18 protein-coding genes are annotated in these 17581 nt (G+C 36.6%); 13 read left to right on the forward strand and 5 right to left on the reverse strand.

The window, feature by feature from the left end; genetic code table 11:
• The first annotated feature begins 45 nt into the window (after window positions 1-45).
• The 5 genes from mltG to CPS_RS10270 all read left to right on the forward strand — a co-directional run bounded on the left by mltG (window position 46) and on the right by CPS_RS10270 (window position 3967).
• On the forward strand, window positions 46-1059 hold the full coding sequence (mltG, locus tag CPS_RS10250; protein ID WP_011043115.1) for an endolytic transglycosylase MltG: 1014 nt from the start codon (window positions 46-48) through the stop codon (window positions 1057-1059).
• Window positions 1060-1135: 76 nt separating this feature from the next.
• Window positions 1136-1774 (forward strand): dTMP kinase, encoded by a 639-nt coding sequence (gene tmk / locus CPS_RS10255; protein ID WP_011043116.1) that lies wholly within the window; start codon window positions 1136-1138, stop codon window positions 1772-1774.
• Window positions 1775-1783: 9 nt separating this feature from the next.
• The gene (locus CPS_RS10260; protein WP_011043117.1) at window positions 1784-2779 is read left to right on the forward strand and encodes a DNA polymerase III subunit delta'; all 996 of its coding nucleotides are present in this window, start codon (window positions 1784-1786) and stop codon (window positions 2777-2779) included.
• Between the two features lie 15 nt (window positions 2780-2794).
• Window positions 2795-3121, forward strand: a complete 327-nt coding sequence (locus tag CPS_RS10265) for a PilZ domain-containing protein (RefSeq protein WP_011043118.1) — start codon at window positions 2795-2797, stop codon at window positions 3119-3121.
• 78 nt (window positions 3122-3199) lie between these two features.
• Window positions 3200-3967, forward strand: coding sequence for a TatD family hydrolase (locus tag CPS_RS10270; RefSeq protein ID WP_011043119.1), 768 nt, complete (start codon window positions 3200-3202; stop codon window positions 3965-3967).
• Between the two features lie 439 nt (window positions 3968-4406).
• Here CPS_RS10270 and CPS_RS10275 read toward each other — a convergent pair whose 3' ends face one another.
• A complete protein-coding gene (locus CPS_RS10275) occupies window positions 4407-5981 on the reverse strand; it encodes a cation:proton antiporter family protein (RefSeq protein WP_011043120.1) in 1575 nt (524 codons plus the stop codon).
• A gap of 524 nt (window positions 5982-6505) precedes the next feature.
• Complete coding sequence (locus tag CPS_RS10280; protein ID WP_011043122.1) at window positions 6506-7126, reverse strand: arylesterase; 621 nt, start codon at window positions 7124-7126, stop codon at window positions 6506-6508.
• On the opposite strand from CPS_RS10280, the gene CPS_RS10285 reads away from it, so the two are divergent.
• The 4 genes from CPS_RS10285 to CPS_RS10300 all read left to right on the forward strand — a co-directional run bounded on the left by CPS_RS10285 (window position 7125) and on the right by CPS_RS10300 (window position 13210).
• Window positions 7125-7838, forward strand: a complete 714-nt coding sequence (locus CPS_RS10285) for an ABC transporter ATP-binding protein (RefSeq protein ID WP_011043123.1) — start codon at window positions 7125-7127, stop codon at window positions 7836-7838. The genes CPS_RS10280 and CPS_RS10285 overlap by 2 nt on opposite strands.
• The gene (locus CPS_RS10290; protein WP_011043124.1) at window positions 7828-10338 is read left to right on the forward strand and encodes an ABC transporter permease; all 2511 of its coding nucleotides are present in this window, start codon (window positions 7828-7830) and stop codon (window positions 10336-10338) included. The genes CPS_RS10285 and CPS_RS10290 overlap by 11 nt, the downstream gene beginning before the upstream one ends.
• 146 nt (window positions 10339-10484) lie before the next feature.
• Window positions 10485-11549 (forward strand): AI-2E family transporter, encoded by a 1065-nt coding sequence (locus CPS_RS10295; protein ID WP_011043125.1) that lies wholly within the window; start codon window positions 10485-10487, stop codon window positions 11547-11549.
• Window positions 11550-11857: 308 nt separating this feature from the next.
• Window positions 11858-13210, forward strand: a complete 1353-nt coding sequence (locus tag CPS_RS10300; protein WP_011043127.1) for a leucine-rich repeat domain-containing protein — start codon at window positions 11858-11860, stop codon at window positions 13208-13210.
• 373 nt (window positions 13211-13583) lie between these two features.
• On the opposite strand, the gene CPS_RS10305 is transcribed toward CPS_RS10300, so the two are convergent.
• The 3 genes from CPS_RS10305 to CPS_RS10315 form a co-directional block, all read right to left on the reverse strand.
• On the reverse strand, window positions 13584-14015 hold the full coding sequence (locus CPS_RS10305; protein WP_011043129.1) for a lysozyme inhibitor LprI family protein: 432 nt from the start codon (window positions 14013-14015) through the stop codon (window positions 13584-13586).
• 112 nt (window positions 14016-14127) lie between these two features.
• Window positions 14128-14430, reverse strand: a complete 303-nt coding sequence (locus CPS_RS10310) for a YciI family protein (protein ID WP_011043130.1) — start codon at window positions 14428-14430, stop codon at window positions 14128-14130.
• A gap of 52 nt (window positions 14431-14482) precedes the next feature.
• Window positions 14483-15067, reverse strand: coding sequence for a septation protein A (locus CPS_RS10315; protein ID WP_011043131.1), 585 nt, complete (start codon window positions 15065-15067; stop codon window positions 14483-14485).
• Between the two features lie 240 nt (window positions 15068-15307).
• Here CPS_RS10315 and CPS_RS10320 point away from each other — a divergent pair, with 240 nt between their 5' ends.
• The 4 genes from CPS_RS10320 to CPS_RS10335 are packed head-to-tail and all read left to right on the forward strand — an operon-like array spanning window position 15308 to window position 17480.
• Window positions 15308-16090 (forward strand): CbbQ/NirQ/NorQ/GpvN family protein, encoded by a 783-nt coding sequence (locus CPS_RS10320; RefSeq protein WP_011043133.1) that lies wholly within the window; start codon window positions 15308-15310, stop codon window positions 16088-16090.
• A 15-nt stretch (window positions 16091-16105) separates the two neighbouring features.
• Window positions 16106-16690 (forward strand): cytochrome c oxidase subunit 3 family protein, encoded by a 585-nt coding sequence (locus tag CPS_RS10325; protein WP_041736898.1) that lies wholly within the window; start codon window positions 16106-16108, stop codon window positions 16688-16690.
• Between the two features lie 48 nt (window positions 16691-16738).
• A complete protein-coding gene (locus CPS_RS10330; RefSeq protein ID WP_011043135.1) occupies window positions 16739-17008 on the forward strand; it encodes a cytochrome C oxidase subunit IV family protein in 270 nt (89 codons plus the stop codon).
• Window positions 17009-17063: 55 nt separating this feature from the next.
• The gene (locus tag CPS_RS10335) at window positions 17064-17480 is read left to right on the forward strand and encodes a hypothetical protein (RefSeq protein WP_011043136.1); all 417 of its coding nucleotides are present in this window, start codon (window positions 17064-17066) and stop codon (window positions 17478-17480) included.
• The last annotated feature ends 101 nt before the right edge of the window (window positions 17481-17581 follow it).

Raw genomic sequence — 17581 nt, forward strand, 5'->3', positions numbered from 1 at the left:
ATGATTTTTTTGTCGTTTTCTTGTCAAATTAACTAAGGACAAAGCGTGCTCAAAAAACTTATTATTATTACTTTGTTGGCATTACTTGGTGCAGTAGCCACCTTAAGCTATCAATTTGATCAGGCGTTACATACCCCTTTAACAATAGAAAAAAATACTTATTTAAAAGTAATGCCTGGCAGCTCTGTTAGCTCATTCGCCAAAAAATTAGCACAAAAACAATGGATACCAACCCGTTTTTGGCTGAGAAATTATGGTCGTCTATTTCCACAAAAAGCAAATATTAAAGCGGGTACCTACTTAATAACCAAAGGTACAACCTTAGCGCAATTATTAGTCCAGCTCGTTGGTGGAAAAGAGCACCAATTCTCTGTCACCTTTATTGAAGGGACACTTTTTAAAGATGTATTAGTTATACTTGCAGGGCATCCTTATATTAAACAAACAATTGATGATAAATCGATTAGTGAAATAGCGGTAAAACTCGGCATTGACTCAATAAATCCTGAAGGGTGGTTATTTCCTGATACTTATGCATTCACAGCTGATACGAAAGATATAACACTGCTTCAACGTGCTAACGTCAATATGCAGACGCAATTGAGTGCATTATGGCAGAGCAGAGCGGAAAACTTACCTTACAAAACACCTTATCAAGCATTGATTATGGCCTCGATCATAGAAAAGGAAACAAGTTATATTGCCGAACAACCCATAATATCATCGGTTTTCGTTAATCGCTTACGAAAAAATATGCGTTTACAAACCGATCCTACGGTTATTTATGGTTTAGGTGATCGCTATGCGGGAGATATAACCCGTGCACACCTGCGCGAAAAAACGGCTTACAATACTTATAGAATTAATGGTTTACCGCCAACGCCTATCGCAATGGCGGGTTTGTCAGCCCTACAAGCTACATTAAATCCAGTAGCGAGTGATTATTTTTACTTTGTTAGTGGTGGTGATGGCAAACATGTTTTTAGTAAAACGCTAGCTGAACATAATTTTGCCGTTAAACGTTACTTAAAAGAGCAAAGAAAAAATAAATCAAAGTAAACATATGACTGAATAATATAAACTATATAATTGATTACACTCATCGATACAACTGTCAAAAGGTAAAAGCTCAGGTATGTCTACAGGAAAATTTATTGTCATTGAAGGCATGGAAGGTGCTGGTAAGTCCTCGGCTATTGCAGTCATTGAAAGTACCCTAAATAAACATGGTATTGAGTATATTAATACCAGAGAGCCCGGTGGAACCCCTTTAGCTGAATCCTTACGTGATATGGTTAAATCGGTAGATCATCAAGAAAAACTTACTGTGGAAACAGAGTTACTCCTTATGTATGCCAGTCGCAGTCAATTACTTGCCAATAAAATATTACCTGCTCTAGCTGCTGGAAAGTGGGTGATAGGCGACCGTCATGATTTAAGCTCGCGCGCTTATCAAGGGGGAGGTCGAGGGTTTGACGAAACGATAATGAATACCATCAGTGATATCACGTTAAAAGGCTTTCGTCCTGATATTACCCTTTATTTAGACATAGACCCGCATATTGGCTTATCTCGTGCGAAAGCAAGGGGTGATCTAGATCGCATTGAATTAGAAAAAATGGAATTTTTTATTCGTGTTCATAATAAGTATCGAGAACTCGCCGAACAAGATGACTCCATTATTACCGTTGATGCAGCACAAGCAATGTTAAAAGTGCATCAAGACGTAGAAAAAGCTGTTATTGGCTTTATTACTAACACGGATAAAGGTTAGAGAAGGAATATGCTACAAATTTGCCACGAAAAGCAAGTGCAATTGAGCCGACAATACCAACAAGATACCTTAGCACATGCCATTATCATTCAAGGTATAGAAGGTGCTGGGCAAGGTGCATTGGCAAAGTGGTTAATTGAGTTGTTAATATGTCAAAATCCGTTATCAACAACTAATGCTGCTGGAACTGAAACCATCAGTGAAGCCTGTGGTCAATGTAAGGCCTGCCTGCTTAAGAAAAGTGATAACTATCCAGACCACTTATTGTTGAAGAGCGAGAATAAAACTTTAGGGGTTGACGACATTCGTCGTGGCAATGCATTTCTAGAAAAGACTGCCCACCTAGGCAAGGTGAAAACGATATTGATACCACAAGCTCAGGTAATGACTATTGCTGCAGCTAATGCATTACTAAAAACATTAGAGGAGCCAAGTGCCAATAGTTATATTGTATTAATTACAGACGATCTTGATAGCTTATTACCGACAATAATAAGTCGGTGTGCTGTTTATGCCATTAGACCTATGATAGGCGAGGCCTTGTTGGCACAACTCAAGGTATCGAACCTTGGCGATGTTCAACTATCAAGTAGTGCTCCTTTGACTAATAAAGCTAATGACACTGCTTATATTAATTTATCTCATTTACCTGAATTAACCGATAAAATTGTTCATCAAGAATTTCAGGTTTTTAATCAATATTTATTAGATTATTTACTACATGGTCAAAGTGAAGAAAAGTTATTGAGTCAGATTGTTGATAATAAGTACAGTTTACGTTGGTTAGAAAAAATAACCTGTAATCTAATGAGAGAATATTACCTTGTTAATGCAACGGATCAGACCTTATTGCTTATTAAACAGAAAATTTCAGTGCAAGTGCTTAATCAAATATATCAAGCTATCATCACTAGTAATAAACTGATAAAATCTTATCTTCAAGCTAATCGACAATTCGTCGGTGAACAGTTACTTATGACGATAAATGATATCGTTAGACCATAGATATAGGAGAGCAACTTGGTTCCATTAAACGTAGAGTTTTATTCCGACCGTGATTTATATCTTGGCTTTATGCCCTTTCTTAATGAGGGTGGTATTTTTGTACGTACACCGCGTCAGTACGACTTAGGCGATGAAGTTGAATTACATATATTATTGCCAGATGCACTAGAAGAGTCCATCGTTCAAGGTGAAGTTTGTTGGCTGACTCCCGTTGGCGCACAAAATGGTACACCTCCCGGTGTTGGTATTACTTTTGTTAAAGATCCGGAAAAAGTTCGTCATCAAATTGAGCAAATAATTGCTCGACATTTAAATTCTTCAGAGCCAACACTAACTATGTAGTTTGGTTTCTTATCACAACTTAGTAAGTGACAAACGTTCATTATTAAAAAACTATTTTAAAAGCACAGGAGCTCCTCGTTGTTTATAGATTCTCATTGTCATTTAGATCGACTTAACTTATCTCTACATGATAATAATTTGGATAATGTTATTGAGGCGGCGACAGCAGCTAAGGTAACTAAACTACTATGCGTGAGCGTTACATTAGCTGACTTTCCTGAAATGGCAGCCAAAACAGCTCATTATGACAATGTATATCTTACTTGTGGTGCTCATCCTTTAAATCAAAAAGATGCAATTATACCTGAGCAGCTATTAGCATTAAGCCAAGATGACCGTGTTATAGCGATTGGTGAAACGGGGTTAGATTATCACTACGCACCTGAAACAAAAGCGCTACAGCTTGATTCATTTAAAAAGCATATTCACGTAGCCAAAGAATTAAATAAACCACTGATTATTCATACTCGTGAGGCACAGCAAGATACTTTAGCGTTACTTCGTAGTGAAGGGGCAGATCAGGTAGGCGGTATACTGCATTGTTTTACAGAAAACTGGGAGATGGCTGAGCAAGCAATTAAAATGGGTTTTTACATCTCTTTTTCAGGTATCGTTACCTTTAAAAATGCCACTGCATTAAGAGAAGTCGCTGCTTTAGTACCTGATGATAAATTTTTGATTGAAACTGATGCGCCGTATCTTGCGCCTGTTCCTCATCGTGGTAAAGAAAATCAACCCGCATATGTTGTAGAAGTTGCCAAACATCTGGCAAGTATTCGAGGTCAATCTGTTGAAGAAATAGCTAAACTCTCAACGGATAACTTCAACCGTCTTTTTAAGTTATAAATGACTCTTGTTTTGATTAAATCTAAATAAATATTAATAAATTGAATAAAAAAAAGCCCAAACAATCGTTTGGGCTCAAAGATTGGCTCAGGGGTTTGAGCCGTGCGCTAATGAACCATTATCTGGTCATTAAGATAAAAACAAAAATAAACTAGGTTTGTAACACAATTAACTAACATCTTAGCAACAAAAACCTTACGTCATGCCAAGCTTGTGTAATTAAGTTTAGTGTAAGTTTTTTAAATTGCTAATCTTTTTTTGTTTATTTATATTTACCTTTTAAGACAATGCCTTAGCTTGCTTGTAGTGTGACTTTTATTTCTTTTATACTAGTAATTGTCATGGTGATTATACTGGTTTCCCACCAATATCGCATTGGCTTTGCACTGTTTCTGACCTAACTGGTTTAATCACGTAAATTGCTATGATATGTCCCTATTTATCGCATGTTTTTAGGCAATAAAGCGAGGCTTTCCTCAGCAAAACCTACCCCAGCCTCAGTATAAAAGTTAAAGACTTTATCAATGCCGAATGCTTCTAGTTGTTTGCGTTCATCATCGTAGCGGGCTACCGCGGCAATTTTTCCTTTATAATTTGCTGCCGTTAGCTGTTTAGTAATATTAATAATATCTTGTACTGAAGGTAACGCGAGTAACACAAGTTCGAGTTGTGATAGATCGATACTTTCCCAAAAATAGATATCTTCAGCATCACCGTAATAGGCTTGCATTCCTTTACTATTTAACCACGTTATTTTTTCCTTATCAGCATCTAAGCCCCATGCAGGACTAGTACCGTGACTATTAATTGCTTGATAAGCCCCCATTCCAACACGACCCATACCGATGATAACAATAGGGCGCTGGCACGGTTGAGAAAAATTATCTTCTTCAAGTTTGGTTTGTCGTTCAAAACGCGATAAAAATCCTCTGTGTTCGGTAAAAATCGTATGGGCGAACCGATAAATTATATTGGTTAAAATAAAGGATATAGCCATGCTTAATGCAAGGATCACCAGCCAATCATTACTTAGCCATCCAGAAGATACGCTTAACGCGCCAACAATTAAACCAAATTCACTAAAGTTACTCAAAGATAGCGCGCTTAAGAATGCAGTACGACAACGTATTTTTAATAGGGTAAAAATACCGTAGAACATCAAAAACTTAATAGGAACCAATAATATTAATAGTGTCGCTAAACCTAACATCTCTAATGTCGGTATCGCCGTAAAACCAATAGAAAGAAAGAAGCCAATTAAAAATATATCTTTAAAGTTCATTAATGCTTTATTAATTTCAGTCGCTTTAATATGTGAAGCTAAGAACATACCAACAAGCAATGCACCTAAGTCACCTTTAATATTGACCAACTCAAATAACTCATAACTACCTAGTGCGAGAAAGAAACCCATTAATGTAATTAGTTCACCATGGCCAACATGATTAATAACTCTATTAATTAAGGGTTTAATTAAAAATAAACCAAGTAACGAAAAGGCCCAAACCGAGGGTATCTTACCTGTGGCAAAAACTAAAAAAGCAACAGCAATGATATCTTGAATGACCAGAATACTGATGGCTAACTTACCATGGCGAGTACGCATCTCTCCATTTTCTTCTAATAGTTTTATTACACAAACAGTACTACTAAAACTCAAAGCAAAAGCGATCAATGCAGCGGTCATTAAGTCTAAATCACTGAAGTAATTCACCGACATTAACGCGAGTAATTTAACAAAAGTTATGGTGACAACAATCCAAAGTAAGGTATGTAAAGAGCAACCTAACCAAACTTCCGTTTTGAATAGGTTTTTTACGTTAAGCTTCAAACCTATGGTAAACAACATGATGGTAATACCTAAGTCACTTAATACGCTTAAGCTTTCATCGGCTTGATAACCTGCAATGTTTAGGATAAACCCCGCGGCAAGGAAACCGATAGAGGGGGGCAGAGAGATGGTTTTTGCCGCCAAGCCGCAGATGAAAGCGAAAAGTATCCAGATAAAGTCCATAGTATTGCTCTAGTTTTCGTTGATTTACTAAACAGAAATGTTTTGGGTATTATTGAAATTATGCAGGTATATATTTTGATAACTATAAATCAGCAGATGTTAATTTTCTCAGTGAACACCTTAGAAAGTATTCATCGTATTACAGCTAAGTTTACCCTAAAAACAACCTGTTAGACTAGCTTGATTTAACTATTCGTGGCGATTTAGTCGATACCTGTGACCAATCAATATGCATGTTTCAGAGTGCATGGGCAATTTCAATACGAGGCGCGCCTTTGTAGTATTGGTTATTCAGGAGAATATGCTCCTGCATTCTCTAATATGCTACATCCATGTAGCGTCCTTACAAAAAGGTGCAACGATGTAGTGATGTTGCTCAAGCGCTTCTTCTATGGGGCTAAAAGTGATTTATGCGGCGTTATTCATTTGAACAAGGGAGTAACCATTGTTTAAAATAAATGCCTTGCCTAAAGCACTTTTAACTCCCACTGAAATCATGCACTTTGAATGGTAACGGGTATATATTACTTTTGTAACCATTTATCAATTTCGCTATACATAAAATCACGGATGATAGGTTGTGCTTTTGCATTGGGGTGTAAGTTATCATTGAGCATTAGCGAAGAATCAATGGCAACATCTGTCATAAAGTAAGCCATAAGATGGGCGCCCGTTTGATCGGTCACTTTGGTATAGCTATCAGTAAACATTTTACGGTATCTTTGGCCCAAGTTCGGGGGGATTTGAATTTCCATTAAAGCGACTTTCGCGCCATATTGTTGACTCTTGGTCACCAGCTCAGTTAAATGTTTTTGCAATAACTTCACTGGAAAACCTCTGATACCATCATTACCACCCAATTCAATTAGCACATGGCTAGGCTGGTGAGCGTCAAGCCAAGCATCAATTTTTAATAAGGCATTATCCGTAGTTTGACCACTGATCGCTGTATTTATGATGGTGACAGGTTTATTATCTTCTCTATATTTATTTTGTAACAAATGAACCCATGCTTGTGCTTGCTCAAGTCCATAGCCAGCGCTTAAGCTGTCACCAATAAGTAAAATTTTATCATTTGCCATGCTGGTAAATGATAGGTTTGTCAAAATTAAAATAATAATAGATTTTAGGATAAAACGAGTCATGTCAGTACTTTCTCAGTTAAATGTTATTCAAGTGTCAGGGCTTACTAAGCGTGTTAGTACACTTGAAGGAAGCCTTACTATCCTTAGCGATATAAACTTTTCTGTCAAGTCGGGAGAATCAGTAGCTATTGTTGGTGCTTCAGGTTCAGGTAAATCTACGTTATTAAGTTTATTAGCTGGATTAGATGTTGCGAGTCAAGGTGATGTGCACCTCGATGGCGAAGCCTTAAGCACACTTGATGAAGAAGCGCGTGCTCAGGTAAGAGCAGAAAAAATTGGCTTTGTTTTTCAATCATTTATGTTAGTGCAAAGTTTAACCGCACTTGAAAATGTAATGTTGCCAGCAGAGCTCGCAGGCGATCATGATGCTAAAGCCCAAGCAATTGAGTTATTGGATAAAGTAGGACTGTCACATAGGCTTGAGCATTACCCATCTCAACTATCAGGAGGTGAGCAGCAGAGAGTTGCAATTGCGAGAGCATTCATTGGCTCACCTAAGATACTTTTCGCTGATGAGCCTTCAGCGAATCTCGATAGTAAAAATGGACATCTGATTGAAACATTATTATTTGATTTAAATAAACAAAATGGAACTACGTTAGTACTAGTGACTCACGACGAACAGTTAGCGAAGCAATGCCAGCGCATTATACATATTGAAGGTGGTCAATTGGAAAAAATTAGTGAAGGAGCAGCTGTCAATGTGGGTTAAATTGGCTTTTAAGTTATTCTCACGAGAGTTCAGGCGTGGTGAATTAACTATCATCTTTGCAGCAATAGCGTTGGCAGTACTTACCGTTTTTAGTTTGTCTGCAATTACAGAACGAATTGGTTTAAATATCGCACAAAAAAGTAGTGACTTTATTGCCGCCGATCGCCGTTTGTCTAGCAATCACGCTTTTGATCCACAACTACTAACAAAAGCAAACGAACTTGGGCTAAAAACGGCAAAGGTACTCTATTTTGACTCCATGCTGTTTGCTAATGATGAATTGGTATTAGGCTCAGTAAAAGCGGGTTCTAATGCTTACCCTCTCAAAGGTAAGCTTACTATTAAGGACAACTTAACCAGCCAAGCATATGAAGTTGCTACTGGTCCTAAGGCGGGGTCAATTTGGCTTAGCGAAGGTTTATTTTATACGCTTAATGTAAAGGTCGGCGATAATGTTGAATTAGGTGCGGGGATTTTTAACGTCAGTAAAGTGTTAGTGAAAGAGCCTGATGCGCCATTTTTCTCTTTATCTGGTAATAAACGCGTACTATTAAGCTATGAAGATATTCCTGTCACCAAAGCTGTTCAAGCGGGCAGCAGGGTATTTCATCGCCTACTTTTTGCTGGAAATGAACAACAGCTGAGTAATTACTATGCTTGGCTTAAGCCACAACTTAAAAGTAATCAAAACTGGGAAGGGATTAAAGATAGACAATCCCCTTTGGGAAACAATTTAGACCGAGCAGAGCGATTTCTATTACTCGCAGGTTTATTTGGCATTATGTTAGCTGCCGTTGCGATGGCAGTTTCAGCGAAACGTTATTGTGAACGACAATATGATCCCGTTGCTATGATGAAAACGCTCGGGGGTAGTCGTAAAGTTATTCGTAATATATTTCTTTTGCACCTTAGTTTAGTGACCGGCTTTTCTATTATCGCCGGTTTACTGTTAGGCTTTATTCTGCAAACCATTGGTGCTGATTATTTAGCAAACTTCATGGGCACTGAGCTACCACAAGCAGGCATGCGTCCTTGGTTATTATCTGGTTTTATTGGGCTAATTTGCGCGTTAATGTTTTCCCTTAAACCCTTACTCGATTTATTTGATATTCCTCCACTGCGTGTCTTACGTCGAAACTTAGGTGATACCCTCGCACTGAGTCGACTTCATCTTTTCCTCTCGTTTATGACTATTTTTGTTTTAATGTGGTTATTTAGTGGTGAGATCGTTACCACCTTAATTTTATTTGCCTCTACTTTATTAGTGATTGCTGTTTTATTTGGTATATCTCGATTATTATTTGCTGCTGGGCGCAGTTTAGGGCTTAGACCTGGCTCTAGTTGGTCATTAGCGATAGCGACATTACAAAAAAGAGCCAATGCTAATGCGATTCAACTGATCAGTTTCGCGTTAGCAATTAAGTTAATGCTATTTTTGGTTGTTTTAAAAAATGACATCATTACAGACTGGCAAATGCAAGTTCCACCTAATGCTCCTAATATGTTTATCATTAATATTAGTGAGCAAGAAGTCGATCCAATTACGCAGTTTTTTACCGATAACAACATTGCCCATGAAGCGTTTTATCCTGTTTTTAGCGGACGAGTTGATGCGGTTAATGGTGAAGAGTTTGCTCGAAGCGTCTCAAAGCAAGAAGGCGAAGAAAAAGATGAAGACGCGAGAGAAGGGGTCAACAGAGAGCCTAACTTAACTTGGTTAGAGTCTTTACCAGAAGGTAATGAAATAACGGAAGGAAAATGGTTCACGAATGGAGATACTGGTGATGAGATTGAAGTGTCCGTTTTTGATGGTTGGCAAGAAACGCTCGGGCTAAAGCTGGGCGATACCATCACTCTATTAGTTAATGAACAACCAATAGAGGCCAAGGTTACTAGTTTTAGAAGTGTTGACTGGGGATCACTAAAACCTAATTTTGTTATGATTTTAAGCCCGAATATGGCTGGTAATATACCAGTAACCTACTTTAGTGCTGCGAAATTGGAAGATAAACATACCAAGGATATTAGCCATTTATTACAACGTTACCCAACGATAAGTATGATTGATATCAAATCTCAAATAGAGCAAGCCCAATCGATTATTGCGCAAGTCTCCTTAGCGATAGGCTTTGTTTTATCAATTGTATTGATAAGTGGTGCTTTAGTGCTTGTTTCACAGGTGCAAGCAAGTTTGGCAGAACGTATGCAAGAAGTGGTGATATTACGAACCCTAGGAGCTAAAGGCCGACTGATCAAACTTGCAACGCTTTATGAATTCATGCTATTGGGAGCTATCGCTGGCCTAGTTGCGGCAATAGTAAGTGATGTGGCTTTACTGGTCATTCAACAACAACTCTTTAATGTTGAAGGCCGAATGCATCCATATATTTGGTTATTAGGACCGTTAAGTGGCGCTATTTTTGTTTCTGCTATTGGTTATTTTATGGTGGCAAGAACTATGAGACAAAATACCCAAGGCCTATTAAGAAAGATTGCTTAACCTAAGTAATAAGTGCTCTGAGCTGATTGCTGAGGGCACTAATAGCTATCTGATAATAGTGATTTAATGTGAGTACATAACTAATTGATTACTTGGACTTAAGCATAAGGTATATTGAAACGATAAATAGTTAAGGAATAATTTTCATGGTTTCAAGTTCAAATAATAGCTCTATTGCGAAAGCATTTGTAACAGTCGCCGCTATTTTTATCATTTTTGCGGGTATTAAAACCGCGGCTAATATTTTAGTGCCGTTTTTACTTTCAGTATTTATCGCCATCATCTGTAACCCATTAATCAATAAAGCCAGTGAGTATAAAATACCAAAGGCTGTTTCTGTCATTTTTGTTATAGTTGTCTTTGTTACTATGGCTGTGTTTTTAACGGGATTAGTGGGCAGCTCTTTAAATGAGCTTTCTCAGCAGATACCTCAGTACCGAATACAACTCAAAGAACAATTTACTTGGTTAACAAGTTTCCTTAATAGTCATGACATCCAACTTTCTTCATCGATAGTGACTGAATATTTTGACCCTGCTGCAGCGATGGGGTTAGCGGCTGATATGTTATCCAGTTTTGGCTCTGTGATGACAAACTTGTTTTTGATTATTTTAACTGTTGTTTTCATGTTGTTTGAATCATCGACGATTCCACATAAATTACATTTAGCATTAGATGATCCTCAAATGCGTTTAAATCAAATTGAACGGTTTTTATCTTCGGTGAATCAGTATATAGCCATTAAAACACTGGTTAGTATTGCCACGGGTTGTATTGTGTCACTGATGTTATGGATCTTTGGTTTAGACTTCTTTTTACTCTGGGGTGTATTAGCGTTTCTGCTTAATTATATACCAAATATCGGTTCTATTATTGCCGCAGTGCCACCAATGACGCTCGCTATCTTACAATTAAGCATAGGGGAGGCCGGCGCTATCGGTTTAGGTTTTGTTTTAATAAATATGGTAATGGGTAATATTATTGAGCCTAGGTATCTAGGTAAAGGTCTAGGGCTATCGACTTTAGTTGTTTTCTTATCTCTAATTTTTTGGGGATGGTTGCTTGGTACTGTAGGTATGCTATTAAGTGTGCCACTGACCATGATATTAAAGATAGGGTTAGAAAGCTCACCAGAAGGTCGTTGGTTGGCTGTCATGCTAAGTGATGAAGTTGAACTGGTCGATAAAACCGAGCAAGCTTTACTTGATTGAGAGCTTGATTAAAAGCTTGATTAAGATGTTGCTCGGCTAACTTTCTAAAGAGTGGGATTAGTCGTTATAATTTTACTGAGTTCGGTGATTCTGTTCTGGCTTGATTGTACATAACAAGTTTTATAGACCAAGTCTGCACCTCTTTCGGGTGATATTACGAAATATTGCCCATTGGCTATTTCATAAAAACAATAAAAACAATAAAAACAATAAAAATAATAAAAATAATAAATGTTTAATGTAAAATACCGATGAACCACTATAGTTAGGGAATAACTTTGTCATTTATGTAAAACAAGGGAATGTATATGTTTATTACATCGATAAGACTATTTTTACTCACCAGTATGCTGTTAGGTGCGGTTGCTTGTAATAGCGACAAAAAGTTTAAAGAGCCTGATCAATCTGTGGCAGTTGCTAATTTAGCTCCGAGTGTTGCCATAAATAGTGAGTTAGAAGTTGTTGAAGGACAAACTTTATTTTTGGATGGCAGTGAAAGTACAGATCCTGAAAATGAAGCTTTGACTTATCAATGGTCACAGATTTCAGGTGTGTCTATAGCGCTTATAGGTAGTGATAATGCCGAGAGCAGTTTTATTGCTACTGAAGTAGATAAAGATGAAACTTTAGGGATACAGCTAACAGCGACTGATCCACAAGGTAATTCATCAATGGCTTTATTTGAAGTAACTATTAAAAATAGGATTGAGATCAGCGAAATTGCATTTGTAGATAACAATCTATCTGAATGTGTGAAAGCCTTGAACGTAAAGTATGCTGACCAAATTACCGAACTAATTTGTATTGATAAAGGAATTGTTGATGCTAATGAAGTTGCAATGTTAGAAAATTTAGTACTATTAAATTTAACTAATAATGAACTAAAAACGATTGATATAAGCAAAAACAAGGCATTACGTCATCTTTGGTTGGGTCACAATGGATTGTCTGTAATCGATGTCACACATAATAAGCTTTTAGAGATTATTTGGTTGTATTTTACTGAGATAAGTGAAATTGATGTATCACAAAATCAGCTGTTAACGTCGCTTATTTTAAGTGGTAAAAATCTCACGTCATTAAACGTAGAAAAAAATGTAGAACTAGTTGATTTATACATAAGCTTTACATCAATTAGTACTTTAGATCTAAATAACAATGAAAAATTAGTCAGCTTAAGAGCGGAAGATACACCATTAACTTCTATTGATATATCAAATAATAAATTGTTAGAGGCGTTTTATACTAGCATTAATGAATTAACATTCCTCGACCTGAGTCAAAATGTGAAATTAAAAGAATTGCACTTATGGAAAAACAAGCTAGCTTCTATAGACGTTTCCGCAAATGTAGAACTGACTTATTTACTTATATCGGATAACCAATTATCTTCGATTGATATTTATCAAAATACAAAATTGACATTTTTGACGCTATCAAAAAATATGCTGTCAACAGTTAATGTTTCTCAAAATACAGAGTTAACGACTTTAGATTTATGGCGGAATAATTTTACCAATTTAGATGTTAGTATGAACACTAAATTAAGCAAATTAGTCATACGTGAAAACCCCTTTTTTAGTTGTACAAATATTGAGATTATAACCGAACAACTTCCTGGAATTGAGTTTTTATATGATACAAATTGTCAGAATCCATAACTAGTCAATGCACTGACACTAGTTTATGCAATATTGTAGGTTGCAGGTTTTGTTATTTGCTCAATGTCTATCATTGCGGCGGTAACAAAAAAGGATACTGATCATTTTACAATTAAGTAAAGGAGAAACTATAGCTATAGCCTTTCGACTTTAGGCGTTTCCTTATTACTGTTTTTGGGGCTGGTTATTGAGAGTGTGTTATTAACGTGCCACTGACCATGATATTAAAGATAGGGTTAGAAAGCTCACCAGAAGGTCGTTGGTTGGCTGTCATGCTAAGTGATGAAGTTGAACTGGTCGATAAAACCGAGCAAGCTTTACTTGATTGAGAGCTTGATTAAAAGCTTGATTAAGATGTTGCTCGGCTAACTTTCTAAAGAGTGGGATTAGTCGTTATAATTTTACTGAGTTCGGTGATTCTGTTCTGGCTTGATTGTACATAACAAGTTTTATAGACCAAGTCCGCACCTCTTTCGGGCGATACTGCTAGGTATTGCCAACGACAATCATTTTCCCTATAAGTAATAAAGTTATTTTGCGAACGCTTAAACATTTTTAAGGCAGAGTAACGGCCATTTACTAAGGCTTTCTCTTCTAAATTAAAGGTATGTAAATTTACCCAAGTTTGTAACTCTCGATCGACAAGGGATATCACACCATCTAAACACCTAGACATTGGAGCAGAAGATATTTTCTCAGCATTTTGTTGCTGACACTCTTCAATGTTTTTGGCCGCATGAACAGGGTTAATCATCAATAAAGGACATAAAAATGTGGATGCTAAAAGTATTTTATTACGGATCATTTTTCAGTTGTAAGCTCTAGTTGATATGAGTTTAATTACGCTAATGTTTACTCGTTATCTTACAAGTGAACGAGTAAACATTAGGGCTGAGTTTAGTTGTTTATTTTATTTATTAAGCAGGTAATACTTTTTTATAAGGTTTAACCGTTACTTTTTTATAAACACCAGCACTGATATAAGGATCTTCATCTGCCCATGTTTGTGCGGCAGCTAAGCTATCAAATTCTGCAACAATTAATGAACCAGTAAATCCAGCCTCACCAGGTTCTTCACTATCAATAGCTGGACATGGACCCGCTAGTAACAGTTTTCCTTGCGCTTGTAAGTCTTTTAAACGTCCAATATGCTTGTCGCGAACAGATAGGCGTAAGCTGAGTGAGTTTTCAACATCTTCACTGTATATAACATAAAACATGGAATGGTTTCCTTTAAACAATAGGTTAGTTAGCCCGTTTTAAATAGAGCTGTTAAGTAGATTCTTTAGTTTTTTCATTGTTAATGGTATCGGTATCATTTATCTCTTCTTCTACCTCTAAGTACTTGTATAGAAATAAAATAGAAGTGATAGAGAAAAGAAACATTAAGCCGGTTAGACCAAAGACTTTAAAGTTTACCCAAGTATCAAGGTCGTAATTAAAGGCTATATAATAATTTAGTCCCGAGCAAAATAGAAAGAATAAAGCCCAAGCGAGGTTTAATCTTGACCAAATGTTTTCTGGTAGTGATAACGACTCAGCTAAAAATTCTTTAATAATATTTTTGTTGAAAAAGGTATTACTCACTAATAATGCAGCAGCGAAAAAAGCATTAATAATGGTTACTTTCCATTTGAGAAAAGCATCATTTTGCAAGTATATTGTTAGGCCGCCAAAAACAACAATCAAACCAAAAATTATCCATTGTTTAGCGGGAATTTTTTCTTTCTTGATTTTATAGTAAAAAATTTGCACGAAAGCGGCGACAATTAAACTGCCAGTAGCCCAGTAAATTCCGGCGATTGAATTAATGATAAAGAAAATTAGAAGAGGAAAGTATTCAATAAACAGTTGCATATAATACCGAAATTAAAGATGGACTTAGAGCGATATTAAAAAGTATCGCCTACGAATAACGTGATTTTAACGAATGCGAGTTTAATAGCCAAGCTTATATTTGTTTAATACCTAACTATAAAGACTTTATTTTGCCATTGTCATTGATCTTTATCAACGAAGCGGCTTTGGGGAATTGTACTTTGGTCAATAGCAGGGTACTTTAGCATCAAGTTTAATAACCACAGATAATCGTCTCCCATGGCAACTGACAAATTATTTTATCAAGAACAAAGCAATGAAGTATCATTATTTAACTATGCTTTTGAACATCAACTTCCTGTATTGATCAAGGGGCCAACAGGCTGTGGTAAAACACGTTTTGTTGCCCATATGGCCGAAAAACTTAATAAGCCTTTATATACAGTGGCTTGTCATGATGATCTCACTGCAGCAGACTTAGTCGGTCGACATTTAATTGGTCCTAATGGCACGTATTGGCAAGATGGTCCATTAACACGTGCGGTACGTGAAGGTGGCATTTGTTATTTAGATGAAGTGGTTGAAGCACGTAAAGATACTACGGTCGTTTTGCATCCTTTAGCTGATGACCGCCGGATATTACCTTTAGAACGTACCGGAGAGCTGCTCGAAGCTGCTCCAGGTTTTATGTTGGTGGTTTCTTATAACCCCGGCTATCAAAATTTATTAAAAGGTATGAAGGCAAGTACTAGACAACGTTTTGTCGCTTTACGTTTTGAATATCCTAGTGCAGAGCTTGAACAGCAAATACTGATAAAAGAAGCTGGCGCTGACCCTCATCTAGCCTTTAAATTAGTTGAGCTAGCTGGTGCGTTACGCCGACTAGAACAAAATGATTTAGATGAAGTCGCTTCAACCCGATTGTTGATTTATGCAGCCAGAATGATGAGCTCTGGTATGAACCCGTTGGATGTTTGTCGCTGTTGTTTGGCTGAGCCATTAACGGATGATCCTCTAACGGTGCAAGCTTTGATGGATGTCGCCAGAATTTACTTTGACTAGTTATCTAGAGATTATATGACCAATCCATCAATAGCGATTGAACTCCCTGATAAAAAACTGCCTGGTGATTTAGCCATGTGGTTTTTCATTTTGGCTGAGTTAACTGTATTTGCCATTTTTTTTATTGGTTTTTCCGTCAGTGAACAGTTAAACGGAGAAATGTTTAGCCAAGGTAAAGCGCAGTTACATCAAACGGCAGGTTTAATTAATACCATTGCGTTAATCACCAGTAGTTTTTTTGTTGCGATCGCATTGACTAAAATACATAAAGCGCAAGCTAAACAAGCGGTACTTTTATTATTAACAGCTAAAGCTTTTGCTATCATTTATATTTCGGTCAAAATTTGGGAATACCTTTCATTATTTGAGCAAGGTATAACGATTGAAACGAATACCTTTTTCACCTTATATTTTTTAATTACTGCTTTTCATTTAATGCATGTTTTATTGGGCATGGTTATCCTCGCCTTCATTGCTTACAGCGCTTGGCAGGGTAAGTATCAAAATAATGAGATTTCTGGCTTTGAAGCCGGTACGAGCTATTGGCATATGGTGGATTTATTGTGGATTATTTTATTTCCGTTGATATATGTTATTTAGTTGAATCTGATTATCAACATAACTTAATTTATGCCTAAGGGTAATGTAGTGCAAAATAATAAAACCGTTAATATAGCCGCGGCAACAAAGAGTTGGCTTTTACTTATTGCATTAAGTGTTATTGCCATTTATTTACCAGAATTTATTGATCATAGAAGCTTTTATACAATTGCAGCGTTAGTGATTGTCGTAATAAAAGGTCAACAAATTGTAGATATATTCATGGAGCTTAATAACGCTCCTAAGTTTTGGCGTTTACTCTTCTTAAGCTATATTACGCTGCTACCTTTAATTATTTCTGTCATCTATTTAACTTAATTAAAGCTTATGGGTTTATTTAATTTCATTCGATCATAAGATCAAGGATGGGAGTATGATTAATCGAGGTCCTAGCCCAAGTGGAAACTTCGCGGTAATTTGTCAATCTTTATACTTAGCAAATTTACTGTTATTACCCGGCATATTTTTTTTAGTCTTACTTTACTATTACCTTCAATATCAGCAACATAAACTTCAGGATGGTGTTGTCGAAGTCCAAGTTGATAATAATAAAATAAGAATTCGAAATCTCGGTATCGGTAAAGTTCACCTAATAAGAAGTCTACAGCTGTCTGTTCTAGCGGGAATTTTACTTGCGCTAGTACCGTTAATTGTGATTTATTTTTCCTCACAACTAAAATCATCGATCATGGTGGGATTAATTTATTTTATTACTTTGCATACCGGGTTTATTTTGATCGGCATGTTAAACTTATCTCGTGCAATGGCGAAAAAACTGCCTCTTTTTTAATTCCTCGTTATTCGCTTATCCCCACAAACCTTACTTTATCGTTACGCTCAAAAAAGAGCGTATTGAAATCCGAAAAAAGTTTAGAGCTACCTTACTTGGCT

Source organism: Colwellia psychrerythraea 34H (assembly GCF_000012325.1).
In the GTDB taxonomy this organism is placed as follows: domain Bacteria; phylum Pseudomonadota; class Gammaproteobacteria; order Enterobacterales; family Alteromonadaceae; genus Colwellia; species Colwellia psychrerythraea_A.

Excerpts from the sequence above, each read along its gene's own strand:
- CPS_RS10275 (WP_011043120.1), bottom strand. The coding sequence starts at position 5,981 with ATGGACTTTATCTGGATACTTTTCGCTTTCATCTGCGGCTTGGCGGCA.
- CPS_RS10300 (WP_011043127.1), top strand. The coding sequence starts at position 11,858 with ATGTTTATTACATCGATAAGACTATTTTTACTCACCAGTATGCTGTTA.
- CPS_RS10335 (WP_011043136.1), top strand. The coding sequence starts at position 17,064 with ATGATTAATCGAGGTCCTAGCCCAAGTGGAAACTTCGCGGTAATTTGT.
- CPS_RS10310 (WP_011043130.1), bottom strand. The coding sequence starts at position 14,430 with ATGTTTTATGTTATATACAGTGAAGATGTTGAAAACTCACTCAGCTTA.
- CPS_RS10290 (WP_011043124.1), top strand. The coding sequence starts at position 7,828 with ATGTGGGTTAAATTGGCTTTTAAGTTATTCTCACGAGAGTTCAGGCGT.
- CPS_RS10315 (WP_011043131.1), bottom strand. The coding sequence starts at position 15,067 with ATGCAACTGTTTATTGAATACTTTCCTCTTCTAATTTTCTTTATCATT.
- CPS_RS10260 (WP_011043117.1), top strand. The coding sequence starts at position 1,784 with ATGCTACAAATTTGCCACGAAAAGCAAGTGCAATTGAGCCGACAATAC.
- CPS_RS10305 (WP_011043129.1), bottom strand. The coding sequence starts at position 14,015 with ATGATCCGTAATAAAATACTTTTAGCATCCACATTTTTATGTCCTTTA.
- CPS_RS10320 (WP_011043133.1), top strand. The coding sequence starts at position 15,308 with ATGGCAACTGACAAATTATTTTATCAAGAACAAAGCAATGAAGTATCA.
- CPS_RS10295 (WP_011043125.1), top strand. The coding sequence starts at position 10,485 with ATGGTTTCAAGTTCAAATAATAGCTCTATTGCGAAAGCATTTGTAACA.
- CPS_RS10325 (WP_041736898.1), top strand. The coding sequence starts at position 16,106 with ATGACCAATCCATCAATAGCGATTGAACTCCCTGATAAAAAACTGCCT.
- CPS_RS10285 (WP_011043123.1), top strand. The coding sequence starts at position 7,125 with ATGTCAGTACTTTCTCAGTTAAATGTTATTCAAGTGTCAGGGCTTACT.
- CPS_RS10280 (WP_011043122.1), bottom strand. The coding sequence starts at position 7,126 with ATGACTCGTTTTATCCTAAAATCTATTATTATTTTAATTTTGACAAAC.
- tmk (WP_011043116.1), top strand. The coding sequence starts at position 1,136 with ATGTCTACAGGAAAATTTATTGTCATTGAAGGCATGGAAGGTGCTGGT.